This is a genomic window from Paenibacillus sp. Negev47 (assembly GCF_058313655.1).
On record NZ_CM177754.1, the window covers coordinates 952,247 to 974,527 of the forward strand.

Sequence of the window (22,281 nt, forward strand, 5' to 3'; positions counted from 1 at the left end):
GAGGCTTAAAAAGATGTTTAACCGATTAAAAAAGAAATCCATGACTGAGGAAGACACACCCGTTAACAAGCCTTCCACCGCAAGGTTGAATGTGTTTTTTTTCGCGGCATTTGTCATATTCAGTATCCTTATTTTCAGGTTGGCCTTTGTGCAATTTGTGGAAGGTCCTGAACTGACGTATATGGAAACGAGTCGTAATACCAAAGACATTCCGCTTGCACCTGTTCGTGGTCCCATCTATGATGCGACAGGGGAAGTGGCGCTCGCCTATTCCGAACCTGTACAGTCCCTCTATGTACTGTTATATGAGGATTATCGGAATGATGAACGCAGGCAGGAAGCGGAGGAACTGGCTCATGATCTGGCCGCTGTGTTTAAGCAGTTTAATCCAGGGGACAAAGAGCAACCGGACGCGGAAGAGATCATCAAACGATTGGATCTCAAATCTCAGAAGGCACATGGGTATACCCCTCGCCTAGTCAAGTCGGATCTAACCACGAAAGAAATTGCTTATTTTATGGAGAAGAAGGCGGAGTATCCAGGTGCCATGGTACTGGAAGAAAACATTCGAAAATATGATCCGGATGGTGTTGCCGTCCAGGTGATTGGATATACAAGAGAGTTCAAAGGTCAACAGGAAAACTTGGATAAATATATAGAAATAAGCAAGGCGGAGGCAACAGAACGTGATCCTGGACTGCGCTATACCCAGCAAGAAAAAGTGGGGGTCGATGGTCTGGAATTACAATATCAGGAAGAGCTTCGTGGACGTAGCGGTTACCAATCCATTGATATTAATTCACGTAATTTGCCAGAGGGGACGATGAAACAAACACCACCGGAGAAAGGCTACAGTCTGGTTTCCACAATCAACAAGGAAATTCAGATGGCCGCACAAGAGGCGATAACGGACGAATTGCGCAGACTTCCGAAGGCGATTACCGGATACGCAGTAGCGATGGAAGTGGATACGGGAAATGTGGTGGCTATGGCGAGTATGCCGGACTATGATCCGAATGATTGGGATTATGACAAAATCAAATATGTGTTCCGGAACGGAACCACCGAGTCATTCCCACCGAATGATGACAAGCCTAGTCGGGCCGAATCCGTTGTACTCCTTGGATCAGTAATCAAGCCGCTAAGTGTCCTTATTGGATTGAAAGAGGGGTTATTTACAGCAGGACAGACCTATCCCGATCAGGGATATGCTATCTTGGGGAAAGACGGACGACAAGTGAGGAACTCACATTCTGCTTATAATGGTTCTATTAATGCGAGAAGGGCAATTGAGAAATCCTCCAATGCCTTCATGATCGATATGGTTGGTAAACGTTTGTTGAGCAAATATGGCTCGGATAAAGGAATTGATATCTGGGACAAACACATGAAGGAATTTGGCTTGGGTGTGTCCACTGGTGTAGATCTGCCTAATGAATTTCTGGGTAGGCTAGAATATACTAATAAAGACGAATCAGCTCTAACACGTTTGGCGTTTGCCTCCTTTGGACAGCAAGCCAAATACACCACGATGCAACTCGCACAATACACGACGATGCTTGCCAATAAAGGCAAACGGATGGAACCACATCTGGTGAAGGAAATCCGTGATGCGGATGGTAATGTGGTGAAGGAAATCAAACCTAAAGTACTCAATGAAGTTGATTTTGCTGATGCGCACTGGAATGAAGTGCATAAAGGAATGGTGACCAAAGTAAGTTCATTTGACGGTTTCCCTTACGATTATGCTCGGAAAACAGGAACTTCAGAGCAGGGGACAGGGCCGAACAAGAAAGAGAATGGTGTGTTTATTGCCTTTGCACCACGGGATAATCCGAAGCTTGCTGTAGCTGTTGTGGTACCCGAAGGTGGTTTCGGGTCAGTCAGTGCTTCGCCAATTGCACGGAAAATTTTTGATGCATATGATGAAGTATATGGTCTCGATGGAACGCCAAAAGGGAAAAAAGACGAAGGAAAAGACAACGAGTAATGTAAAAGAAACGCGGCAGGTGTAGCTCTTTTAACATCATATCTAACAGGTTAATGAAGTGACCAACATATGAATTTGGAAAGGCAGGGGAAATTATCCCTTGCCTTTTTTTTGGGCTTCGGATAAAATTTGCACAAGGGAAACATTATTAGTCTTGATTAAAACTTGATACCTTGTACAACAAAATTAGATATGGACAATTATTTTAGGTGAGGGAAAGGGGACGTTTGAATTGTTAATGGTGAAAATGAGGAGTATTCAGAGGGGATTCATTACACTTGCGGCTCTGGTTCTGGTTGTGGTGCTTACAGCGTGTTCAAGCAATGCAGAGACAGGCAATGGAGGAAAAGTACAGGTAACAGCGACAACGGGTATGATTGCGGATGTAGCACGTGAGGTAGGCGGGGCATATGTTGATGTTACCGGTCTGATGGGTCCGGGCGTTGACCCCCACCTGTACAAGGCATCCCAAGGTGATATTCGCAAGCTGGAGCAAGCGGAAGTCATTTTCTATAATGGATTGCATCTCGAAGGTAAAATGACAGACATTTTGGAGAAAATGTCCTCAGGCAAGCTAGTTACAGCCGTTACAGAGACCATTCCAGTCGAGGAATTGCACTCAGGCAAAGACACAGGCGGTACGGAATATGACCCACACGTCTGGTTTGACGTAAGTCACTGGATGCATGCGGCAGAATCTGTACGCGATACACTGGTGGAGGCAGACCCGGACCATGCTGAAGAATACAAGGCTCAGGCAGAGACGTATTTAGCGAAGCTCGAAGCGCTGGATGCCGAGGTACGTGAGAAGATTCTGGAGATTCCGGAAGCAAGCCGGGTACTGGTTACGGCGCATGATGCGTTTGGATATTTCGGTCAAGCCTATGGAATGAAAGTCATGGGGCTTCAGGGTATCAGCACAGCAGCCGAATATGGTGCAAAAGATGTTAGCGAACTGCGAGATTATCTCGTGGATAACCATATCAAAGCAGTATTTGTTGAATCGAGTGTGCCTGCAAAAGCGATGGAAGCCATCATTGCCGGAGCAGCTCAAAAAGGACATACAGTCAGTATTGGTGGAGAACTGTTCTCGGATGCCATGGGGGCTGAAGGAACGGAAGAAGGCACATACATCGGTATGATTCGCCACAATGTTGAGACGATTGTAGAAGCCCTGAAATAATGATCACATGAAGAGAGGAGTTACAGGATTATGAATGATACAACTTTATCGGAACCAACTCCTACGAAACTGAACAACAGCCACTTGCAGGGAACGCAGCCAACATTGGCTCCTCTTAGTGTGAGGGATCTGGCTGTTGCGTATCATAAAAAACCAGTGCTTAGCAGCGTATCTTTTGATATCCCGGAAGGACAACTCATCGGAATTCTCGGACCTAATGGTGCAGGGAAATCCACCCTGATCAAAGCCGTTCTGGGACTGGTACCGAAGATGCATGGCGAGGTTCGGATATTCGGACAATCGTACCGGGAACAACGTCGTCGTATCGGATATGTGCCACAACGGGAATCGGTCGACTGGGATTTTCCAACGCATGCACTTGATGTAGTTATGATGGGAAGATATGGTCATCTGGGCTGGTTCCGTCGTCCGGGGAAAAAGGAGCGAGACCTGGCAGCACACTGTCTGGAGCAAGTCGGCATGGGCGATTACATGTACCGCCAGATCAGTCAGCTGTCCGGTGGACAACAGCAGCGTGTCTTTCTGGCGCGGGCACTCGTGCAAGACGCGGATCTGTATTTCATGGATGAGCCGTTTGCAGGTGTGGATGCCACCACGGAGAAAGCGATCATTTCGCTTTTGGAACAGTTGAAAAAACAAGGCAAAACAGTACTGGTCGTTCATCATGATCTGGCGACAGTCGAAGAATACTTCGACCATGTGCTGCTGCTCAATGGACGACTGGTGGCAGGCGGACCAACAAGCGAAGTATTTGTACCGGATACACTGCAAGAGACGTACGGAGGCCGGATTGCGATGATCGGAAGCCGGACGGAGAAAGGCCAGGTGTAGTGCATGTGGAACTGGATCATTGCCGTCTTGTCCGACCCCAATACACGTTGGATATTGCTTGGCTGTCTGTTGCTGGGATTCAGTAGCGGAATTATTGGCACCTTCACCTTTCTTCGTAAGCAGAGCCTGATGGGGGACACCCTCGCTCATGCTGCTCTGCCCGGGATCTGTATTGCATTTATGTTGACGGAAACGAAGTCCGTAGGCTTATTCCTGTTCGGTGCTCTGGTGGCCGGTATTGTCGCAACCTTCGGAATCTCGTGGATTACACGCTACTCTCGGATCAAGCAGGATGCGGCGATGGGAATCGTATTAACCGTATTTTTCGGGGTTGGCGTAGTGATGCTGACGCGCATCCAGCATGGGGCGAGCGGAAGCCAAAGCGGACTTGATAAATATTTGTTCGGACAGGCGGCATCGATGGTCATGACGGATGTATATGTCATGGGGGGCGTATGTCTCGTATTACTGATCGCCTGCCTTGCTTGGTTCAAGGAATTCAAACTGGTGAGTTTTGACCCGGGCTTTGCACGAGGCATGGGACTGCCAGTTGCCATGTTGGAGCAGCTCATTTTGCTCTTGACGGTGATCGCAGTAGTTGCCGGGATTCAGGCCGTTGGTGTCGTACTTGTTGCGGCCTTGCTGGTAACTCCGGCAGCAGCGGCACGTTGCTGGACGGACTCACTCGCACTGATGGTGTTGCTCGCAGGCATATTTGGTGCATTGAGCGGAGCAACAGGAACCATCTTCAGCACACTCGTACCTAATCTGCCGACAGGACCTGTAACGGTGCTTGCAGCTACGGTATTGTTTGCCGGATCAGCTTTGCTGGCTCCACGTCGTGGACTGTTAGCTCGACGGTTGCGAAGTATTCAGGCGAAGTCCGCATATATGCGTGAAGAGCGAGCCACACTTCAGACTCTCGCCATACAGCGAAATCAGCAGGAAGGGGGGGAGATGTAATGGCAACGTTTTGGATTATCTTGACGGCTGTATTGGTTTCTTCTGCCTGCGCCATCCTCGGTTGTTTTCTGATACTGAGGCGAATGGCTCTGGTCGGTGATGCGATCAGCCATGCGGTTCTCCCCGGTATTGCGATTGCTTTCCTGTGGAGCGGTTCCAGAGATTCGTTATGGATGCTGCTCGGTGCCACCGTGTTTGGTCTACTGACGGTATTCTTCATCCAGAGTTTGCAGGCGGGTGGTCTATCGTCTGATGCTTCCATCGGAATTGTGTTCACAGCACTCTTCGCAGTAGGGGTCATTCTCATTAGTCTGAACGCCCAGCATATTGATCTGGATCTGGACTGTGTCTTGTTCGGCGAGATCGCTTATGTGCAGTGGGATACGCTAACCCTTGGAGGTACGGATGTCGGGCCGAGGGCGGTCTGGATGCTAGGCATAACTTTGCTGGTCATCCTTGTCGTCATTGGACTATTCTACAAACAGTTCAAGCTGTGTGCGTTCGATCCGGCGTTGGCTGCAGCCTGCGGCATTCCAGTAGTGCTGTTCCACTATTTGCTCATGGGACTCGTTTCCATGACATCCGTAGCTTCATTTGAGAGCGTTGGCTCCATTCTCGTTGTGGGTATGCTGATTGTACCTGCGGCGACGGCTTACCTGCTTACCGATCGTCTGGGAAAAATGATTCTGTATGCTGTTCTAATCGGAGCAGCTTCCTCAGTTGGAGGTTACATCATGGCTTACGCTCTGGATGCTTCCATCGCGGGCTGCATGGTGGCTGTTGCTGGAATTTTGTTTGTTCTCGTACTGCTGCTGTCCCCGAAACATGGCATTGTATTCCGTTACGTTCGTCGCAAATTCGCGGCACGTTAATTCATAGAGATTGTTAGCCGCCTGCTTTGCAGGCGGTTTTTTTTGATTGGACTGTGAACTAACGAAACAGCTATTAAACCTGTAAATAAACGAACTTTTGATGCACAGACTGATACTCATATAAAGGTTAACTAATGTATCAATAGTTCCCCAATCCTAAAGGTAGCAATGAGGTAGATGAATATAACAATCCTTACGGTTTCAAAAGCACCCGATGAACTCCTTGGCTTCCTCCCGGTGCGGTTCCGAGATATACATATTTACCTTGGCTTACGGCTGTGGTGATGCCATACAATGTTCCTTCCGGATCATGCCAACTACTAATAAGGTCTCCTTTTGGTCCATATTCTGCAACCAGTCCGTGTTTCACCGGGGCGCTGGCTCCATTTAACAAGGACTGTGGAACTTTGGACATCGTCGCTGCTAACCAAGGGTGACTATGCATGTAATCGGCAAAAGACAGACGGGTCGTGAATACCCCTACCCAGAAGTGTCCCTGTGCGTCACGGGTGATATTGTCCGGAAACCCAGCCAGATTCTCCGCAAAAATATCCGAGGTGCCTTGTTTTGGGCCCTTCAACCAGTACCGGGTCAACTGATAATGATACGATTCTGCGACAAGCACGAAGTCTTCTTCGGCAGACAGAACGACCCCATTGGCAAAATATAAATCCTTAAGCAGAACGGTCGTCTGCTTGGTCAGTGGATCATATTTCAACAATCGACCATGCGGTTTATTCTCGGCAATTTCTTTGAACATGACTTTGCCATAGTTAGAGGTATCGGAGAAATAAATCGATCCGTCTTGTGCAATGTCCAGCTCGTTCGCCAGGTAGATTGGTCCCCCATCTACTTCAGTGGTTAGTACTTCGATATTTCCGTTCGGGTCAATGGACAGCAGCCCTTTCTGAATATCCGCCACAATCAAATTTCCGGCAGCATCAAATTTCAGGCCGTTAGGTGTTCCGTGGGTATCGGCGAACACCTCGGCTGGCTGTGCCTTGTCCTCGGCGTCAAAGGTCACTCTGTAGATTTTGCCGTCGGAGTCACCCGCATACAGTCGCCCTTCTTTATCAAAAGTGATAAATTCCGGGAACTTCGCGCGGTCTGTAACCAATTCTGCGGAGCTAAGTTTCTTGTTCTCTTTCCAGGGACCCTCCTTCTCAAAAGAAGGAGCAGCAGGTGCAGACCAAGTAGCGGGTTCTACCGGGGCCGGCATCAGCAGAAATACAACGATTCCCAGCACAATTACCCCTAGCAGGGCCAGGCTCCATCTACGAATTTGTTGACCAGTGGATCGTTTGCGTTGTTTTTGTTCTGTTGACATATTAATCCTCCTAATAGTGTTTCTGTTGTCCTTTGTCATAGCGTGCAGTTAACTGCCACTACACGTTCCGGCGTGTCCTTCACGCCGACAGAGGCATCCTCCCCCTGTACCATTCACGTTGAGGGAGCCCATCTCCGTCGAGCTTGGGCACCGGTAGGAAAAGTGCACGCCACGGTTACGATTCCATCCAAAGGAATTACCTTGTTTTTTTAAGAAACAATGTTACCTAAACTCCGAAAAAATAATACAAATTGAGCTAAGACCATTTTTGGTAACACTGTTTCCCATAAGAATCATAGTAACCAAAAGGAAACTATTGTGTCAAATCCTTTTTTTATCATGATGACTTCATTGCAACTTTTCTGCAAATGGTTATAGCACTGCCCAGAAGCAAGGACAGATTTCGGACCAGGAAGAGACCGGGACTCTTGTCAGCACTATATGGGCATCGCTGCACGGTGTAATCCACCTGCATATGGGCGGGTTCCTTGGTGATGTAAAGGCAGCCCATACCGTTTATAAACAAACCATGAATTTGATGTTCCAATCCTTGTTTGCAGTATCCAAGCCAGACAGAGGAGAGGACAGGGGATAATAAGATTTAATCTTGGCTACGGGTTAGGCTGGGAAAACGAGCAGAGTGACAAAGGTTAAGCTAAAAGCGGTTCATCCTGTAGGAGGTGGATCGTTTTTTTATTTAGGAAATTATACATTACATAAAATGTAATAACTTCGATGTTTAATCCTGAGCGGGTTATTTTGTTGCAGGTCGATGATCTGTGGTAAAATGTCGTTAGCTGTGACGTCCGGAGCGTCCGTTTTGCGGATGCCGGGCGATCTTGTCGTGAGAGAATGTTTAAAATTAGATAAACAGAACCTTTAAGTTGAACTGGAGATACATTGGGAAACAGAGAGTGCAGAAAGGACCTAGAGAAGGGAACTACAACTACTCGAAAGCTTTTCTGCCCGCGTAGTGCCTGAATGGATATCCATGAGTTCAATTTGGAGAGAGACAACCTAGGAGGAACTACTGTATGAGTGAATTGAAATACAAATTGCTAGCATTGGATATGGATGGAACATTACTTAACGATAATCATGAAATTACACAGGAGACCGCCAAGTGGATTCAAATTGCCATTCGTCGGGGTGTACATGTGTGCCTTTCCACGGGAAGAGCCGTATTCCACGCGATGCCTTATGCGGTTCAACTTGGACTGGAGACACCAATGGTTACCGTTAACGGTAGTGAGGTCTGGAAAGCTCCGCATGATCTGCATATGCGTCATCTGATGGACCCGGCATTAATTCGCAAAATGCAGGAAATTGGTGAGAAATATAACAGCTGGTACTGGGCATACTCGGTGGAAGAGCTGTTCAACCGTGATCGCTGGACAGATAATATTGAAGGTCTGGAATGGCTCAAGTTCGGCTTCAATACCGAAGTGGATGAAGCTCGTCACCAGATAATGATGGAACTGCAACAATTGGGTGGTCTGCAGATGACGAATTCTTCACCTGTTAATATCGAGATCAACCCTGCTGGAATATCCAAAGCCAGTGGTGTTGCTGAGGTTTGCAAACTGCTGGGTATCGAGATGTCCGAAGTCGTTGCTGTCGGAGACAGTCTGAATGATCTGGCTGTCATTGAGGCTGTGGGTCTGGGTGTAGCGATGGGCAATGCGCAAGAGCAGGTGAAGGAAGCGGCTGATTTGATCGTAGCGAGTAATAATGAAGACGGCATCGTCGAAGTGATCCGTGAACATATTTTGAAGGGGGAGTAACTTTTGCTCGCAACCATTGCCTGGATTTTAATTGTGCTGCTGTTTGTAGTGGGGATGGCTGGAACGGTATATCCCATACTGCCTGGTGCTGTAGCGATTTTCTTCGCGTTTCTGGTCTACGGCTGGTTCTTCAGCTTTGATCCGTTCGGTGTGTGGTTCTGGATCATCCAGATTCTGATTGTTGTTGTGCTATTCGTAGCGGATTATGTTGTCAGCGCATGGGGCGTGAAAAAGTTCGGTGGCTCAAAGCTTTCGACCACGCTCAGTACCATTGGTGTTATCATTGGCCCATTTGTCATTCCGGCATTCGGACTGGTGCTGGGACCATTTATCGGTGCTTTTATCGGGGAACTGATTGGAGGGTCTTCGCCTTCCAAAGCGTCAAAAGTTGGATTTGGTTCTGTGGTGGGGCTATTTACGAGCACCGTAATGAAAATTATTTTGCAGATCGTCATGATTGTTCTCTTTATTATCTGGGTGGTAAGATTCGCCTAAACGTTAGGGATTAGCTTCAACGGGATGCACGTCCGGTGTGGAGGAAAGAAGGGGAATTGGTTTGTCTAAGAAAGAAACATTCATTAGGGGTACGCTCATTCTGGCGGCAGCTGCGCTAATCGCGAGGGTACTCGGATTGGTTCAACGGGTGCCGCTGGAGCATATCCTCGGGGATATCGGTAACGCATCGTTTACCATCTCTAATACGGTATATTTAATGCTGTTAACTGTAGCAACGGCGGGCATACCGAGTACGCTTAGCAAAATGGTGTCGGAACGCTATGCGCTCGGACGCGCGGGTGAAGCACAACAGATCTACCGTGCAGCCCTGATCTTTGCGGCTGTCGCCGGGGTAGTCATGTCTGCTTTATTGTGGTTCGCTGCGCCTTATTATGCTACGTATGTCTCCAAAGTACCGGAATCGGTCAGCGCCATTCGCGCCTTGGCCCCAGCCTTGTTACTCTTCCCAGCCATTGCGATGATGCGTGGATATTTCCAGGGACGCGGCAACATGACAGCAGGCGGTATTTCACAGATTGTGGAACAGTTCGCCCGTGTAGGTACAGCCATTATCGTGGCATATGTCATGCTGCAATTGAATTATGATGATCAGACAATTGCTGCGGGTGCCTCATTTGGTGGGGTATTGGGAAGTGTTGGTGCCTTCGGTGTCATGCTGTACTTTACCTTGAAGCTGCGTCGTAGCGACCGTGCAGCGCAATTGAATTACGAGCGTGCAGAGCAGCTACCGATTCGAGGCATTTACAGTGATATCTTCAAATTGTCTATTCCAATTGTGCTGTCCTCGCTTGCAGTTCCAGCCATTAACTTTATCGATTCATCCCTTGTGGTTCCACTGCTTAGTGGCCAGATCGGACTCGAAGAGGCGACAGGCGTACTTGCGATCCTCGGTGCCAAAGCCCAAAGTATTGCGGGTATACCGCCAATTCTGGCTATCGCTTTGAGTCAGTCGTTGGTGCCTGTCATTTCGGCAGCATTTGCCCGCAAGGATGAAGCTCATCTAAAGAATCAGGTTACACTTGCGTTGCGCATTTCGATTCTGACAGGTATGCCGATTGTTATTGCACTTTGTGCGGCAGCGTATTCGGTTAATGGATTGCTGTTTACCAATCTGGATGGAACGCCGATCATTGCCTTACTGACATTCGGCACCATTTTCCAGATTACAATGATGACCACCAACTCCATTTTACTCGGGGTAGGGAAACCGCGGATTACGATGATCAGTGTCGCAGCAGGTGTTGTGATCAAACTGATCGCAAGTCTGATTCTGGCGCCGATCTTTGGTATTTACGGCATCATTATTGCAACGGCCCTTTGTTTCCTGGTTATCACATACCTGAATCTGCGGGTCCTTCGCAAAATCGTTGATTTCTCCATCATGGGAGACCGCTGGAGAGGGTTTATCATTACAGTGGTGCTTGCAGCAGGTGTAGGATTTGCAGCGAACTGGATTGGAAATATAATCTTTGGACTCTTCCTACCAGCACGCGTATCCTTCTTGCTTACCTGCCTTGTGGTTGGTGCGCTTGTGGTAGTGGTGTATCTGGTTCTCATGGTCGTGCTGCGTGTACTGCGCAAGGACGAGCTGGGCAGTTACCCCCGCATTCTACAAAAAATTCTCCGTCCACTCATGCGTCTCCAACGTGGAGGCGTGCAAAGAGGCTAATCTTATACGAAGCATCTGGTCGCATCATTCGGTCAAAATACCATACAAGCTCTGTCTGCTGTCGAAGCGGACAGGGCTTTTTGTATATTTAACGGTCGTCAGCATTAATGTATGGTCGCTTTGGCATCATGAGCCAGTGCTGTCTTCAACATGCCATATCGGTGTTCATGACTCATCTCAAATAGCCATGGACGGCGCGGTGCCGTCAGATAACCGAGACAATCCCGAGTCTGAAGCCAGTCCTGTCGGGTGATCGGTTCATAAGGCGTGTCTCCCCATACGGCGAGCAGTTCCGGACTATACAATCGTTGCCCTTCGGGTAACCATTCTTCATGGAGCAGCTCCTGAGCGTAAAACGTACGATCACCCACCTTGTCTTCATGATGGGTAAAAAGGCCAGGCCAATACTCGGCTCGCGAACCACGATGGGGAACTGCACGAGCGAATTCCAACACTTGTGTGTGTACTTGCTCTACCCCGAACAGCAGGGCATATAGGCCTTTGCCAAACATAATTCGCTCATCCAGCTTGCCAAAATGTTCAATCACTCGCCCTGCGAGCCCTGCTTCCCGTCCAAGAGGGAAGACGATATGATTCAGACCGGCCAGATTATGCAGATGGAATGCGGGTTTGGTAAGTACTTCTTTTTGAAAATAAGGATGCTGCACCACCCGGCTTTCGATATAGTTCTGCTCATTAATAATTAATGCCACACTTAACAGTGAACTGCACCGTTCCAGCCAAAAGCGTTCCCAAAACGGCGTCATGAACTCCGATACGTGAAAGTGTGATAAGAGATGGAAACAGCTTCGTCCGATCCGGCGACTGTTCATATACAGCAGAAGCTGGGGATATGCATCCTGAAAAATGAGTGCATTGCACCGTTCTAACAGTCGATACATATGCTTACGATCGCTTGGATTCTGTAGATTATGCATCAAGTCACTCTGAAGATCGGTCATGTGATATCCGCCGTTGCGGGAGACCATATGAGCTAATAGAGCCCAATGCAGTTCGGGATATTGCTCATAACATTCCAGATAGGCTGCCGTGCGCGTGATGTTACTCCGATTATGCTCCTGGGTCAGTGTCTTAATCTCTTCCAGAATGATGCAATCTTCTTCGCATACGAGTGCACTTTGAACCTGATCAGTGCGTGCAAAAGACTTGCCGCTGGCAGGTAACAAACGCTCCACCTCAGACTGTAGGGCAGCTGCCGTATCTGTATCCCATTTGATCTCACGCAATGGGTGACGAAGCTGTGCTGAAGCTTGCCATGCAGCTTGTTTGCCACGCCAGATTTCCCGGGCAGCACCCGTAATGGAACGGACTATCTGCAGGAAGGACCCGTGACGGTGTTCGCTGGAAGAATCGGTTCTGGTGGAAGTCATGATATGACATCCTTTCATGATGTTCTGGGTTTAATTTCACAGACCATGTGGTTTATTCTAAGTATGCGCTGATTAGTTGACTTCCACTCCCCAATTTGCTTCACTTAGGGTAAGACAAGGTACAGAAAGGGAGATGAACCGAATGGAACAGATTACTTCCAAACCGGCTTTTGATGTAGCCATCCAATCCCCACGCCTGACGATTGCCGTATTCAAGGCAGACTGGTGTGGTGACTGCAAATACATCGATCCGTTTATGCCTGAAGTTGAAGAGAAATATGCACGTGAACTGACTTTGGTTGAGGTCGACGTGGATCAGGTTGGAACCGTTAGTGAAGAGCAGAATATTCTTGGCATTCCGAGCTTTGTGGCGTATGCCGATGGTCGGGAACTGGTGCGGTACGTGAACAAGCTGCGCAAGTCGAGAGAAGAGATTGAGCAGTTCCTGGATCGCGCAGTTGAGGTGTACAACACGATCCATAAATAATATTATATAAGTTCGATAAATGAATATTTACACAGACACTCCGATGACAGAATAACCTTCCGATCGCTGTTATTTCCGGAGATTGTTCAAGTTGTAAAAGGGTATACTAAAAAGAACGCCATTTCTCTTGAAATAGGGAAATGGCGTTTGTGTGTTCGACACGTTCTACATAAGAAACGTTTCTATACATATCTTTCGATGACCTACGGGTCATTATTTCACCAGACGTTAACATTTTGTCACAAAGCGCGACGTCAATGAACATTTTATCCGGTATAATGAATTTAGTTGTGAAATAAGTGTCAAAGTACCGAAACAAGCGGAGAATATTCTTCGCCATCTTAAACCAACAGCGGGTGAGAAAAATTGAAGCACTTAACTTTGTTTAAATGGTTAACCGTATTAACCTGTCTTGTCATGTTTCTGGCCACATTTGGTGGAGGCATCGTAACCAAAACGGAATCGGGCCTTGGCTGCGGAACGGAATGGCCTTTATGTAACGGAAAACTCGTTCCCGCACATACTGTGGCTTCACTTATTGAATATTCCCACCGCGCTGTAAGCGCACTGGCTGGACTGTTGTCCATTGCCTCGTTTGTTGCTTTTCTGCGGTTCGGCAAGTCACGCCGTGACCTGCAATTGTTTTCTTTCTTAACCCTGATATTTGTTATTGTTCAAGGAATCATGGGGGCTTTTGCCGTCGTTTTCTCCCAATCTTCAGCAGTTATGGCACTTCATTTCGGCTTTGCGCTGATTGCCTTTGCCAGTTCGCTTATGATGGCATTGGGCATAAGGCAGGAAGCAAAAGATGGTGGATTGGAGCGTCTGAATAAATATCCTCGGGTCAGTAAAAAATTCAGAAATCTGGTCTGGTTCTCCACGATCTATACGTATCTCGTGGTATACACAGGCGCATTTGTGAGTCACACGGATTCTGCCGGTGGTTGTTCCGGATTTCCGCTCTGTAACGGGCAGATTATTCCTGAGCTTTCAGGCGGGGTAGCGGTTGCTTTTGCTCACCGTGCAGCAGCTGCGTCTTTAGTGATTGTTATTGCAATTCTGGGTCACTTCGCGTATCGTAATCATCCGGATAACAAGGAAATGCGTACCCTTGGCGTTGTATCTGTTGTTTTGATTCTGATGCAAGTGGTCATCGGTATTTTCATGATGGTGACGATGAGTCGTCCGGAAGTATACATGTTCGTAGCTCTTGCCCATATGCTGGACATCGCCATACTGTTCGGGATCTTAACGTATATGAGTTTCCTGGTGTACAAGCTGCATCGCCCGGTTAATCGTTTCTAGATCCATTTCTTGGTCTTTGGGCTCAATATTGAAAGTCCACCATCCAGTGATGTACATCATTGGACAGGTGGACTTTGTTTGATGTCAGGGGGATCAGGGCAACCTATGGCATGCAGCGTTTACATGTTTACTCGGAATGATTATGTTTATATGATGAACCTTTATGGATCAGCAGAGTGGAAAGAGGAGGTTATATATGCTGCGAACGTTGCTGGGAGAAAAGCCGCGTGTAAACGAAGGTTTGCTGAAAGAAGCAATGGAGTCCATGGCGCATACACTTGAGCTGTTTCAGCGACAAATGCATGTGGACCATGATCCTACTCACGACTATCGGAAACTGTATGTGTGGACCCAGGGGCTTATCTCTTCCCTGGATGAACTGGAGCAAAGCTGCTTCGCTGCTGCTCATTTTCGAGAAAAGGTCGTTGCAGGTTCTACGGACGATATGACGCCAGCCGAGAAAGCTGAGTATGCTCGGTATGTTTATTTTTACAAAGATGGCTTCATTCGCTGCTTTGCCATTCTGGATAAAGTCGGCACCGTATTGAATGAGATATTCCAGCTGAATACTTCAAATACAAAAGCGCATTTTTCTTATTTTACCGTGTTAAGACAGTTCGACTTTGCGAGGGAGCATCATGATCTTGCCCTGCGATTGATTCAGATCAAGGACTCTTATCGTGAGCCGATGAGCAAGCTGCGCAAACGACGTAATATGGAAATCCACTACATGAACTCCGAAATGCACGATGATCTGTGGCAGTTACATCAGACCTTGCAAGGTAAAGTGAAATTGGAGGATCTGAATCAGCATGTGCAGGAAATGCGTAAGGGCGTGGATATGGTCTGTGAAACGTTAACAGCCTCTTATAGCTATATCAATAAAATATGGAAAAGAAATAATTCCCTTTGACAAATCGGAATACTTTGAATATACTGAGTTTCAATCGAATGTTACACGGATATAACTGATAATTCAGAAGTTAGAAGTTACGTTCACATTATAAAGCATAAACTACATGAACTTATAGAATCCTACAACAACATATTTCTTATCGAGAGCGGCGGAGGGACAGGCCCGATGAAGCCCGGCAACCGATTTGTAACGACACGACACATGTGTCATTCGTTATAGATGTTAGGTGCTAATTCCTACAAAATGGTGCAAGACACGATTTTGGCAGATGAGAAGGTATATTCTTTCACGTAAAGAGCCCTCTTTGTATCTGCAAAGGGCTCTTTTTTTGTATGTGTAGGGGAGTTTTCCTTTAGATCGGGTAAAGATACATGTAGGTGGTTGGAAAGGGGCAAGTGCGATTGATTGAATTAAAAGGTTTAACGAAAACGTACGGCAAAGGGGCAAAATCTACAACGGCACTATCCGAGCTGAATTTGAGCATCCAAAAGGGTGAAATCTACGGAGTGATCGGCCATTCTGGAGCGGGAAAAAGTACACTGATCCGTTGCATTAATTTGTTGGAGCGCCCTACGGAGGGTGAAGTATGGGTAGACGGGATCAACCTGACTGAACTGAACAAAACCGAATTGCAGCAACAGAGACGCAAGATCGGGATGATTTTTCAACACTTTAATCTGTTATCCTCGGCAACGGTGTATGATAATGTAGCTTTTCCGTTAAAGCTTGTGAATACGCCCAAGGAAGCAATTGATCGCAAAGTGAAGGAAATGCTCGCTCTGGTTGGTCTGGAGCACCATAGCAGCAAATATCCGGCTCAATTATCGGGTGGACAGAAACAGCGTGTAGGGATTGCAAGAGCACTCGCCAGTGATCCGAATGTACTCCTATGTGATGAGGCCACCTCGGCACTTGATCCGCAGACGACAAATTCGATTCTAAAGTTATTGCTCGACATTAATGAAAAGTACAACCTGACGATTGTGCTGATTACACATGAGATGCACGTCATCCAGAATATCTGTGACAAGGTGGCTGTCATTCATCAAGGCGGCATAGTGGAACAGGGACCTGTAACCGAAGTATTCCTGAAGCCGCAGCATGCCATTACGCGGGACTTTATGATGCGTGATCATGAAGTTGGACTTGCCCTTGAAGAGACTGCTTTGGCTAGTGCAGGTTTGGAATTACAGGCAGGTGCTGCTTCCAAACTTGTGAAGATATCCTTTCTGGGTAACAAAACGTATGAAGCGATTTTGTCCAGAACGGTACGTAAAACGGGAGTGGATTTTGCGATCCTGCAGGGTACGATCTCTACGATCAAACAGGTTCCTTATGGGCAGCTGACCGTTCGGTTCGAAGGCGATACCCATGCGATTGACCGGACGATATCAGAATTAACCGCAGAGGGACTTGATGTGGAGGTGCTACGTTAACATGGATTTTTCTACAGTTCGCTGGGAAGAGGTTGGTAAAGCTTCCATTGAGACACTGCAAATTTTGGGTGTATCAGGCTTGTTTACCGTAATCTTTGGTTTACCACTCGGGGTGCTGCTGTTCATGACAGCCCGATCTGCTTCAACCAAATCACGGGTGGTATACATTATACTGTCCCTGATTGTTAATATTTTGCGATCGATCCCATTTATTATATTGATTGTCGCTCTTATTCCATTCACTCGTTCACTCGTCGGTACAGCTACAGGGGTGCTTGGTGTTATCCCACCTTTAGTTATTTCAGCAGCTCCTTACTTCGCTCGACTGGTAGAGACAACAATGCGTGAAGTGGATCGTGGTGTCATTGAAGCAGCACAGGCGATGGGTGCATCGACCGGACAGATTGTAAGACGGGTACTGTTGCCTGAGGCACTTCCTGGTCTGCTTGCTGGAATAACCATCACTATCGTTACGCTTGTCTCGTATACGGCGATGGCGGGTATGGTTGGTGGTGGAGGCCTGGGAACGCTGGCAATTAACTATGGGTATTATCGGTATCAAAATGAAATTATGATCATATCCGTAGTGTCGATGATTATTCTAGTGCAAATTCTCCAGATGGCTGGAGATCGCTTGGTTACATTTTTCACCAGGAAATAACACATAGATAACATGATGGATATGCATTCTTGCGGACGCCACATGAAAAAAATGATTAGAGAAGGGGTTTTACACATGAAAAAATGGTCTTTTGCTCTACTTAGTCTTATGCTGATTGCGGTTCTTGCCGCGTGCGGAAACAACAAGGACGCCGACAGCGGCGCAGACAATGAAGGAGGAGCTCCGCGTACAGTAGAATTGAAAGTGGGAGCTTCACCTACACCACACGCAGAGATTCTGGAAAGCATCAAGCCTGAGCTGGAAGCACAAGGTATTCGTTTACAAGTGGTTACGTTTAATGATTATGTTCAACCCAACCAGCAACTGGCTGACGAAAAGTTGGATGCAAACTTCTTCCAGCATCAGCCGTACCTGGACACCGAGAATAAAGAACGTGGTTTCAACCTCGTTACTGTAACTCCTGTTCATGTTGAACCTTTTGGTGGATACTCCAAAAAGATTAAGTCTTTGGATGAATTGGCAGATGGCGCAAAAATAGCAATTCCGAATGATCCATCCAATGGTGGACGTGCACTGTTGTTGCTTGCGAAGGAAGGCGTCATTACCCTGAAAGACAACACAAATATTACATCGACGATTCAGGATATCACAGCAAATCCAAAAAACTTGGATATTATCGAGCTGGATGCAGCCATGATGCCTCGTCAATTGGATGAAGCGGATCTGGTATTTATCAACGCTAACTATGCATTGGAAGCCAATCTTAACCCTGAAAAAGATGCTTTGCTTATTGAAGATCTGCAAGGTAACCCCTATGCAAACATCCTCGTTTCCCGTGAGGATAATAAAGATGCAGATGCAATCCAAAAACTGGCTGCTGCACTGCACTCCGAAGAAGTTAAAACATTTATCAAAGAACGTTACCAAGGTGCAGTTGAACCTGCAACTGAATAATATTACGAAACAATATGATATGAAGATCTTACGAAAAAAGCCGAGTGTCTCTCCAAAGAGATACTCGGCTTTTTTGTATTTCCTAGTCTGTGCTGACATAAAAGTCAACAGAAGAAGTTATCGTTTATCAGATTTATCAACGTTAGATGGATGTGCAGATTGGCGGTAGTAGGATAATTCATTTTGATCAGCATATTGCTGTTCATCTGCTTCTTGCAGGTACGTTCTCTCGGTGGGAGAGAGTTTTTCTTCATCTCCATTTGAGCTTTTGATTTTGTATCTGATCCACCCAATCAGACCAAGAACGACAATGAGGATCAAGGCCCACCCTTTTTGGAGCAAAAGCAGAGCACTGAATTTTTGAGAAGCCGTGTACCCAATCCCGCCCATCAGTAGGCTGTTAAGCCCAATGGTGGATGTTTTGTCAGTCGAAGCGTTGTACTCCTCGTACGTATATCCGGCATTGATGCTAAGTTGATTAAGGACCGTTTCCTCGAATGCCTGGCGGCTCTGTTGAAAGTTGGCCGTATCTGTAACCAGAATGGCTGTGATATACCCTTCACGTGTCAGGAGTTTTACATTGTAATTCACCATGGCTTGCTGATAAGCATTCTTGAAACCAAGGGAGTAGACCAACTGATGCTTGGTCTTGTCGTATGCCGGTTCGATTTCCCACCCTGTTATGTACGTTCTATATTCAGGTTCGAGCTCTCTGTTGTCTTCTTCTGTGCCACGGATATAACTGCTTAACAGTTCTTCAGCACTCAGATTTTGATCGTCATCATGAATATGACCTGTCTTCACGTATTCGAACACAACATACCACGAGCCGAATTCGCTATTGCTGGTTAGGCTTCCAATTTCATTCCCATTAGGCTTTCCATCACTGTTAAGTATCGAGCGTTGGGTATTGGCCTTATCCAGATAGGAATGGCTTTCAGGAACTTCCAGGGTGGCCTTACCGTCCAGAGAGACGGACGCTGGTCCAGTAATCCAATCATACTCATCAGGCGCTTGGTCAGTCTCACTTTCCGCGGAAACCTGTAAGGCATTAGAGAATGCTAATAAAATGACCACTACTAGTGTGAGAAATAATATCGATCTTCTGTTTTTCATGTTCATGTAGAGATCCTTTCAAGTTATATCATCGACAGTACCATAGGTGTTTGATTTCAATCAAGATATATTTGGGATTTTAGGTGGATACTTCCTAAGAGAGATGCGAGTTGTAGGGGGAGGATAAATCTTTTATACTGGATAAGTGACTGCTCTTTGAAGAGGGGGATGAACGTGAAGGGAAAGATTGCCCTCATAACGGGAAGTGCCAAAGGTCTTGGTAAAATGACGGCCCTCAGTCTGGCAGATCAGGGGTGTCATATTGCCCTTAACTATGTACACAGCAGAACAGAAGCTGAGGCTTTAAGGGCTCAGATTACAGCCAAGGGTGTGCGGTGCATTGCCATCCAGGCGGATATATCCAAGGTGGAAGATATTGCTTCATTGGTTGAAAAGGTGGAAGACAAGCTGGGCAGCATTGATATTCTGGTGAATAACGCGGGTCCATTTGTTCGTGAACGTCGATTATTTGCGGACTATTCCGAAGATGAGGTCCAGATGCTTGTACAGGGTAACCTGTTAGGACCCATGTTGCTGGATCAACGTGTGTTGCCGGAGATGAGACGCAAGCAGTGGGGTCGCATCATCCATTTTGGCTTCAGTCATGCTGGAGAAGCGAGATCCTGGCCTCATCGTGCAGTGTATGCGGCTGCCAAGGTAGGTCTGGTATCTTTTACGAAGACACTCGCGGTTGAAGAAGCCCCGTATGGAATTACGGTTAACATGGTATGTCCAGGTGACATTCGTGGGGCGAACAAAGAGAAAACGATTGATGAGATGGCAGGCATAACCGACGTAGAGACGCCAAGAGGGCGTCCTGGCAGTGGTGAAGATATTGCGCGAGTCATTACGTATCTGTGTCTGAATCATTCTGATTTTATAACAGGCAACATTATGGATGTATCTGGAGGACTCGATCCGATTCGTCCGATCATACAGCGCGAGGATGCTTAAGGTGAGTTGGAGGAATGTACGTCGAAACTGTTCAGGGTGAAAGTGAAATGAATCTCTCTGCATCTGCACACAAAAAAAGAGCCCTCCGCTTCATGCGAAGCGAAAGGCTCTTGAGGTTTATTTCGTGAAGGATTGATTAGAATACTTGTACGACTTCTTGTACACCCTCAACTTCTTCGAGAAGGGCGCGTTCAATCCCGGCTTTTAAGGTAATGGTGGAGCTTGGGCAACTGCCGCAGGCACCGACCAGTTTCAGCTTAATGATGCCGTCCTCCACGTCGACCAGTTCCACGTCACCGCCATCGCGTTGCAGGAACGGACGAAGTTTGTCAAGCACATCAGATACCTCATCGTACATGGTGCTTTGTGCGTTTTCGCTCATTTTTTTCAACTCCTTTCCTTACTATATTATATTACAAATGGCCATAAATTAAAATGGTCAAACAAAGCAGGTGAACCTACATGAGACCGATTATTGAATTTTGTGCCAATAATATGCATTTTGGTACAGATGAAGTCATGGATCAACTGGAAGAAAATCCAGACTTTGATGTGATTGAATACGGCTGCCTCACCAACTGCGGCCAATGTTCTATGACTCCATTTGCACTGGTGAATGGCGAAGTTGTCATCACGGACAAAGTGGAAGATCTATATAACGCCATTTTGGCCAAAATTGCCGAAGCCGATGCCTGGGACGAGCTCGATCTCGACTAACCGAGATGGCGCTTGGACATCCAGAGCACACCACTTTTCAAAATACGAGGTACACGTCCCATCATGGACGTTTTGCCCATCAGCCCAAACCCAGACTTCTTGCCGAGTGCACCGAGCGTGCCACGAAGCTTGAGTGGATGTGGATTGGGCTGTTCGCCTTTCCAGAGGGCATGCTGAATATGGGCGATCTGCTCACCCTGCACTTCGGCAGCTTGACCGCTAGGTGCATAAGGGACACTCGCACAGTCACCAACGACATATACATCGGTATATTCCGGGATTTGGTAGTATTCATTCAGGACGACACGACCTTGAGGGTCTTTGGTTACGTCCAGATCCTGTACCACTTTTACGGGCTGAATGCCTGCAGTCCACACGACAGCATCCGTTAGGATCTGTTCATCCCGGTTATATATGGCATTCGGTTCAACACGTGAAATAGCGATATGCCCGCGAGTCTCTACCTGATGTTCGTTGAACCATTCATGCACATACACGGACAGACGTTGCGGGAAGGCGGATAATACACGTTCACCACGATCCAGAATGCTGATGTTCAGATCCGGTCTGCTCTCACGAAGTTCGGCTGCCATCTCGACACCACTTAATCCGCCGCCAACGATGTGCACATTACCATAGGCTTTGATCTCATTAAGACGCAGGTAGGTCTCGCGTGTTTTGCTGAAGCTCTGAATGGTACAGCTATAATCTTCGGCACCTGGTGTGTTGTGGAAACGGTCCGTACAACCAAGTCCAATGACAAGCTTGTCGTAAACGAGCGGGTCTTGGCCTTCAAATTCAATCTGACGCTGTTCCAGGTCAATCGAAGTAACTTCTCCATAACGGTAAGTGACTTTATCGCTCACTGGAAATTGGATACGCAGGTCATAATCGGATACGGTTCCTGCTGCGAGTGCGTAATATTCTGTCTTTAATCCCTGAAAGGGGCTGCGGTCCACCAACACAATTTGTGTATCGGCTGGAATTTTACCTTCCAGAAGTTCCTTAATAATGGTGAGGCCGCCATAGCCGCCTCCAAGAATGACGAAATTTTTCATGACTCGGCTTCCTTTCTGCATCAGTCCCACTGAAATGGGGCTGTAACCTGTGGAGCAGCTATGCAATGACATAGCTGCTCCTTCTGTTGGGATTTGAATAATTGAAAAGTAGACATTGAAAATTGAAGATATCATTCAGCAGTTTGCATCACTCGGATTCAAACGTCTC

General features: G+C 47.1%; 21 protein-coding genes and 1 riboswitch. Of the genes, 16 read left to right on the forward strand and 5 right to left on the reverse strand.

What is annotated here, in order from left to right; all coding sequences use genetic code 11:
• The first annotated feature begins 13 nt into the window (after positions 1-13).
• The 5 genes from AC4G47_RS04450 (at position 14) to AC4G47_RS04470 (ending at position 5,860) form a co-directional block, all read left to right on the forward strand.
• The gene (locus AC4G47_RS04450; RefSeq protein ID WP_491104928.1) at positions 14-1,990 is read left to right on the forward strand and encodes a peptidoglycan D,D-transpeptidase FtsI family protein; all 1,977 of its coding nucleotides are present in this window, start codon (positions 14-16) and stop codon (positions 1,988-1,990) included.
• Positions 1,991-2,228: 238 nt separating this feature from the next.
• Complete coding sequence (locus tag AC4G47_RS04455) at positions 2,229-3,173, forward strand: metal ABC transporter solute-binding protein, Zn/Mn family (RefSeq protein WP_491106642.1); 945 nt, start codon at positions 2,229-2,231, stop codon at positions 3,171-3,173.
• A 30-nt stretch (positions 3,174-3,203) separates the two neighbouring features.
• Positions 3,204-4,025 (forward strand): metal ABC transporter ATP-binding protein, encoded by an 822-nt coding sequence (locus AC4G47_RS04460; protein ID WP_491104929.1) that lies wholly within the window; start codon positions 3,204-3,206, stop codon positions 4,023-4,025.
• A 3-nt stretch (positions 4,026-4,028) separates the two neighbouring features.
• Positions 4,029-4,988, forward strand: coding sequence for a metal ABC transporter permease (locus AC4G47_RS04465; RefSeq protein ID WP_491104931.1), 960 nt, complete (start codon positions 4,029-4,031; stop codon positions 4,986-4,988).
• Positions 4,988-5,860 (forward strand): metal ABC transporter permease, encoded by an 873-nt coding sequence (locus AC4G47_RS04470; RefSeq protein ID WP_491104932.1) that lies wholly within the window; start codon positions 4,988-4,990, stop codon positions 5,858-5,860. The genes AC4G47_RS04465 and AC4G47_RS04470 overlap by 1 nt, the downstream gene beginning before the upstream one ends.
• A 193-nt stretch (positions 5,861-6,053) precedes the next feature.
• On the opposite strand, the gene AC4G47_RS04475 is transcribed toward AC4G47_RS04470, so the two are convergent.
• Positions 6,054-7,187, reverse strand: coding sequence for an SMP-30/gluconolactonase/LRE family protein (locus AC4G47_RS04475; protein ID WP_491104933.1), 1,134 nt, complete (start codon positions 7,185-7,187; stop codon positions 6,054-6,056).
• 1,034 nt (positions 7,188-8,221) lie between these two features.
• On the opposite strand from AC4G47_RS04475, the gene AC4G47_RS04480 reads away from it, so the two are divergent.
• The 3 genes from AC4G47_RS04480 (at position 8,222) to AC4G47_RS04490 (ending at position 11,156) form a co-directional block, all read left to right on the forward strand.
• On the forward strand, positions 8,222-8,971 hold the full coding sequence (locus AC4G47_RS04480) for a Cof-type HAD-IIB family hydrolase (protein WP_491104934.1): 750 nt from the start codon (positions 8,222-8,224) through the stop codon (positions 8,969-8,971).
• A 3-nt stretch (positions 8,972-8,974) separates the two neighbouring features.
• Positions 8,975-9,466 (forward strand): DUF456 domain-containing protein, encoded by a 492-nt coding sequence (locus tag AC4G47_RS04485; protein WP_491104935.1) that lies wholly within the window; start codon positions 8,975-8,977, stop codon positions 9,464-9,466.
• Positions 9,467-9,527: 61 nt separating this feature from the next.
• On the forward strand, positions 9,528-11,156 hold the full coding sequence (locus AC4G47_RS04490) for a putative polysaccharide biosynthesis protein (protein ID WP_491104936.1): 1,629 nt from the start codon (positions 9,528-9,530) through the stop codon (positions 11,154-11,156).
• Between the two features lie 104 nt (positions 11,157-11,260).
• On the opposite strand, the gene AC4G47_RS04495 is transcribed toward AC4G47_RS04490, so the two are convergent.
• Positions 11,261-12,547, reverse strand: coding sequence for a DUF2515 family protein (locus tag AC4G47_RS04495; RefSeq protein WP_491104937.1), 1,287 nt, complete (start codon positions 12,545-12,547; stop codon positions 11,261-11,263).
• Between the two features lie 142 nt (positions 12,548-12,689).
• Here AC4G47_RS04495 and AC4G47_RS04500 point away from each other — a divergent pair, with 142 nt between their 5' ends.
• The 6 genes from AC4G47_RS04500 (at position 12,690) to AC4G47_RS04525 (ending at position 18,267) form a co-directional block, all read left to right on the forward strand.
• Positions 12,690-13,034, forward strand: a complete 345-nt coding sequence (locus AC4G47_RS04500; RefSeq protein ID WP_458124025.1) for a thioredoxin family protein — start codon at positions 12,690-12,692, stop codon at positions 13,032-13,034.
• 366 nt (positions 13,035-13,400) lie between these two features.
• The gene (locus AC4G47_RS04505) at positions 13,401-14,339 is read left to right on the forward strand and encodes a COX15/CtaA family protein (RefSeq protein ID WP_491104938.1); all 939 of its coding nucleotides are present in this window, start codon (positions 13,401-13,403) and stop codon (positions 14,337-14,339) included.
• A 196-nt stretch (positions 14,340-14,535) separates the two neighbouring features.
• Positions 14,536-15,252, forward strand: coding sequence for a Cthe_2314 family HEPN domain-containing protein (locus AC4G47_RS04510; protein WP_491104939.1), 717 nt, complete (start codon positions 14,536-14,538; stop codon positions 15,250-15,252).
• A gap of 136 nt (positions 15,253-15,388) precedes the next feature.
• Positions 15,389-15,530: riboswitch (SAM riboswitch) on the forward strand.
• Between the two features lie 126 nt (positions 15,531-15,656).
• Positions 15,657-16,691: a methionine ABC transporter ATP-binding protein gene (locus AC4G47_RS04515; protein WP_491104940.1), complete on the forward strand. Its 1,035-nt coding sequence runs from the start codon at positions 15,657-15,659 to the stop codon at positions 16,689-16,691.
• 1 nt (position 16,692) lies between these two features.
• The gene (locus AC4G47_RS04520) at positions 16,693-17,352 is read left to right on the forward strand and encodes a methionine ABC transporter permease (RefSeq protein WP_145325084.1); all 660 of its coding nucleotides are present in this window, start codon (positions 16,693-16,695) and stop codon (positions 17,350-17,352) included.
• 75 nt (positions 17,353-17,427) lie between these two features.
• Positions 17,428-18,267 (forward strand): MetQ/NlpA family ABC transporter substrate-binding protein, encoded by an 840-nt coding sequence (locus AC4G47_RS04525; RefSeq protein WP_491104942.1) that lies wholly within the window; start codon positions 17,428-17,430, stop codon positions 18,265-18,267.
• A gap of 117 nt (positions 18,268-18,384) precedes the next feature.
• On the opposite strand, the gene AC4G47_RS04530 is transcribed toward AC4G47_RS04525, so the two are convergent.
• Complete coding sequence (locus tag AC4G47_RS04530) at positions 18,385-19,383, reverse strand: DUF2167 domain-containing protein (RefSeq protein WP_491104943.1); 999 nt, start codon at positions 19,381-19,383, stop codon at positions 18,385-18,387.
• A 174-nt stretch (positions 19,384-19,557) separates the two neighbouring features.
• On the opposite strand from AC4G47_RS04530, the gene AC4G47_RS04535 reads away from it, so the two are divergent.
• Positions 19,558-20,337: an SDR family oxidoreductase gene (locus AC4G47_RS04535; protein ID WP_491104944.1), complete on the forward strand. Its 780-nt coding sequence runs from the start codon at positions 19,558-19,560 to the stop codon at positions 20,335-20,337.
• A gap of 136 nt (positions 20,338-20,473) precedes the next feature.
• On the opposite strand, the gene AC4G47_RS04540 is transcribed toward AC4G47_RS04535, so the two are convergent.
• A complete protein-coding gene (locus AC4G47_RS04540; protein WP_053783253.1) occupies positions 20,474-20,719 on the reverse strand; it encodes a NifU family protein in 246 nt (81 codons plus the stop codon).
• A gap of 80 nt (positions 20,720-20,799) precedes the next feature.
• Between AC4G47_RS04540 and AC4G47_RS04545 the strand changes: the two genes are divergently transcribed.
• Complete coding sequence (locus tag AC4G47_RS04545; RefSeq protein ID WP_458124020.1) at positions 20,800-21,054, forward strand: YuzB family protein; 255 nt, start codon at positions 20,800-20,802, stop codon at positions 21,052-21,054.
• Here the strand turns inward: AC4G47_RS04545 and AC4G47_RS04550 are convergent.
• Complete coding sequence (locus AC4G47_RS04550; protein WP_491104946.1) at positions 21,051-22,112, reverse strand: NAD(P)/FAD-dependent oxidoreductase; 1,062 nt, start codon at positions 22,110-22,112, stop codon at positions 21,051-21,053. The genes AC4G47_RS04545 and AC4G47_RS04550 overlap by 4 nt on opposite strands.
• Between the last annotated feature and the right edge of the window lie 169 nt (positions 22,113-22,281).

Coding starts and splice junctions, on each gene's coding strand:
- AC4G47_RS04545 (WP_458124020.1), top strand. CDS start 20,800: ATGAGACCGATTATTGAATTTTGTGCCAATAATATGCATTTTGGTACA.
- AC4G47_RS04510 (WP_491104939.1), top strand. CDS start 14,536: ATGCTGCGAACGTTGCTGGGAGAAAAGCCGCGTGTAAACGAAGGTTTG.
- AC4G47_RS04550 (WP_491104946.1), bottom strand. CDS start 22,112: ATGAAAAATTTCGTCATTCTTGGAGGCGGCTATGGCGGCCTCACCATT.
- AC4G47_RS04455 (WP_491106642.1), top strand. CDS start 2,229: ATGGTGAAAATGAGGAGTATTCAGAGGGGATTCATTACACTTGCGGCT.
- AC4G47_RS04480 (WP_491104934.1), top strand. CDS start 8,222: ATGAGTGAATTGAAATACAAATTGCTAGCATTGGATATGGATGGAACA.
- AC4G47_RS04525 (WP_491104942.1), top strand. CDS start 17,428: ATGAAAAAATGGTCTTTTGCTCTACTTAGTCTTATGCTGATTGCGGTT.
- AC4G47_RS04460 (WP_491104929.1), top strand. CDS start 3,204: ATGAATGATACAACTTTATCGGAACCAACTCCTACGAAACTGAACAAC.
- AC4G47_RS04450 (WP_491104928.1), top strand. CDS start 14: ATGTTTAACCGATTAAAAAAGAAATCCATGACTGAGGAAGACACACCC.
- AC4G47_RS04475 (WP_491104933.1), bottom strand. CDS start 7,187: ATGTCAACAGAACAAAAACAACGCAAACGATCCACTGGTCAACAAATT.
- AC4G47_RS04500 (WP_458124025.1), top strand. CDS start 12,690: ATGGAACAGATTACTTCCAAACCGGCTTTTGATGTAGCCATCCAATCC.
- AC4G47_RS04540 (WP_053783253.1), bottom strand. CDS start 20,719: ATGAGCGAAAACGCACAAAGCACCATGTACGATGAGGTATCTGATGTG.
- AC4G47_RS04495 (WP_491104937.1), bottom strand. CDS start 12,547: ATGACTTCCACCAGAACCGATTCTTCCAGCGAACACCGTCACGGGTCC.
- AC4G47_RS04470 (WP_491104932.1), top strand. CDS start 4,988: ATGGCAACGTTTTGGATTATCTTGACGGCTGTATTGGTTTCTTCTGCC.
- AC4G47_RS04530 (WP_491104943.1), bottom strand. CDS start 19,383: ATGAAAAACAGAAGATCGATATTATTTCTCACACTAGTAGTGGTCATT.
- AC4G47_RS04520 (WP_145325084.1), top strand. CDS start 16,693: ATGGATTTTTCTACAGTTCGCTGGGAAGAGGTTGGTAAAGCTTCCATT.
- AC4G47_RS04465 (WP_491104931.1), top strand. CDS start 4,029: ATGTGGAACTGGATCATTGCCGTCTTGTCCGACCCCAATACACGTTGG.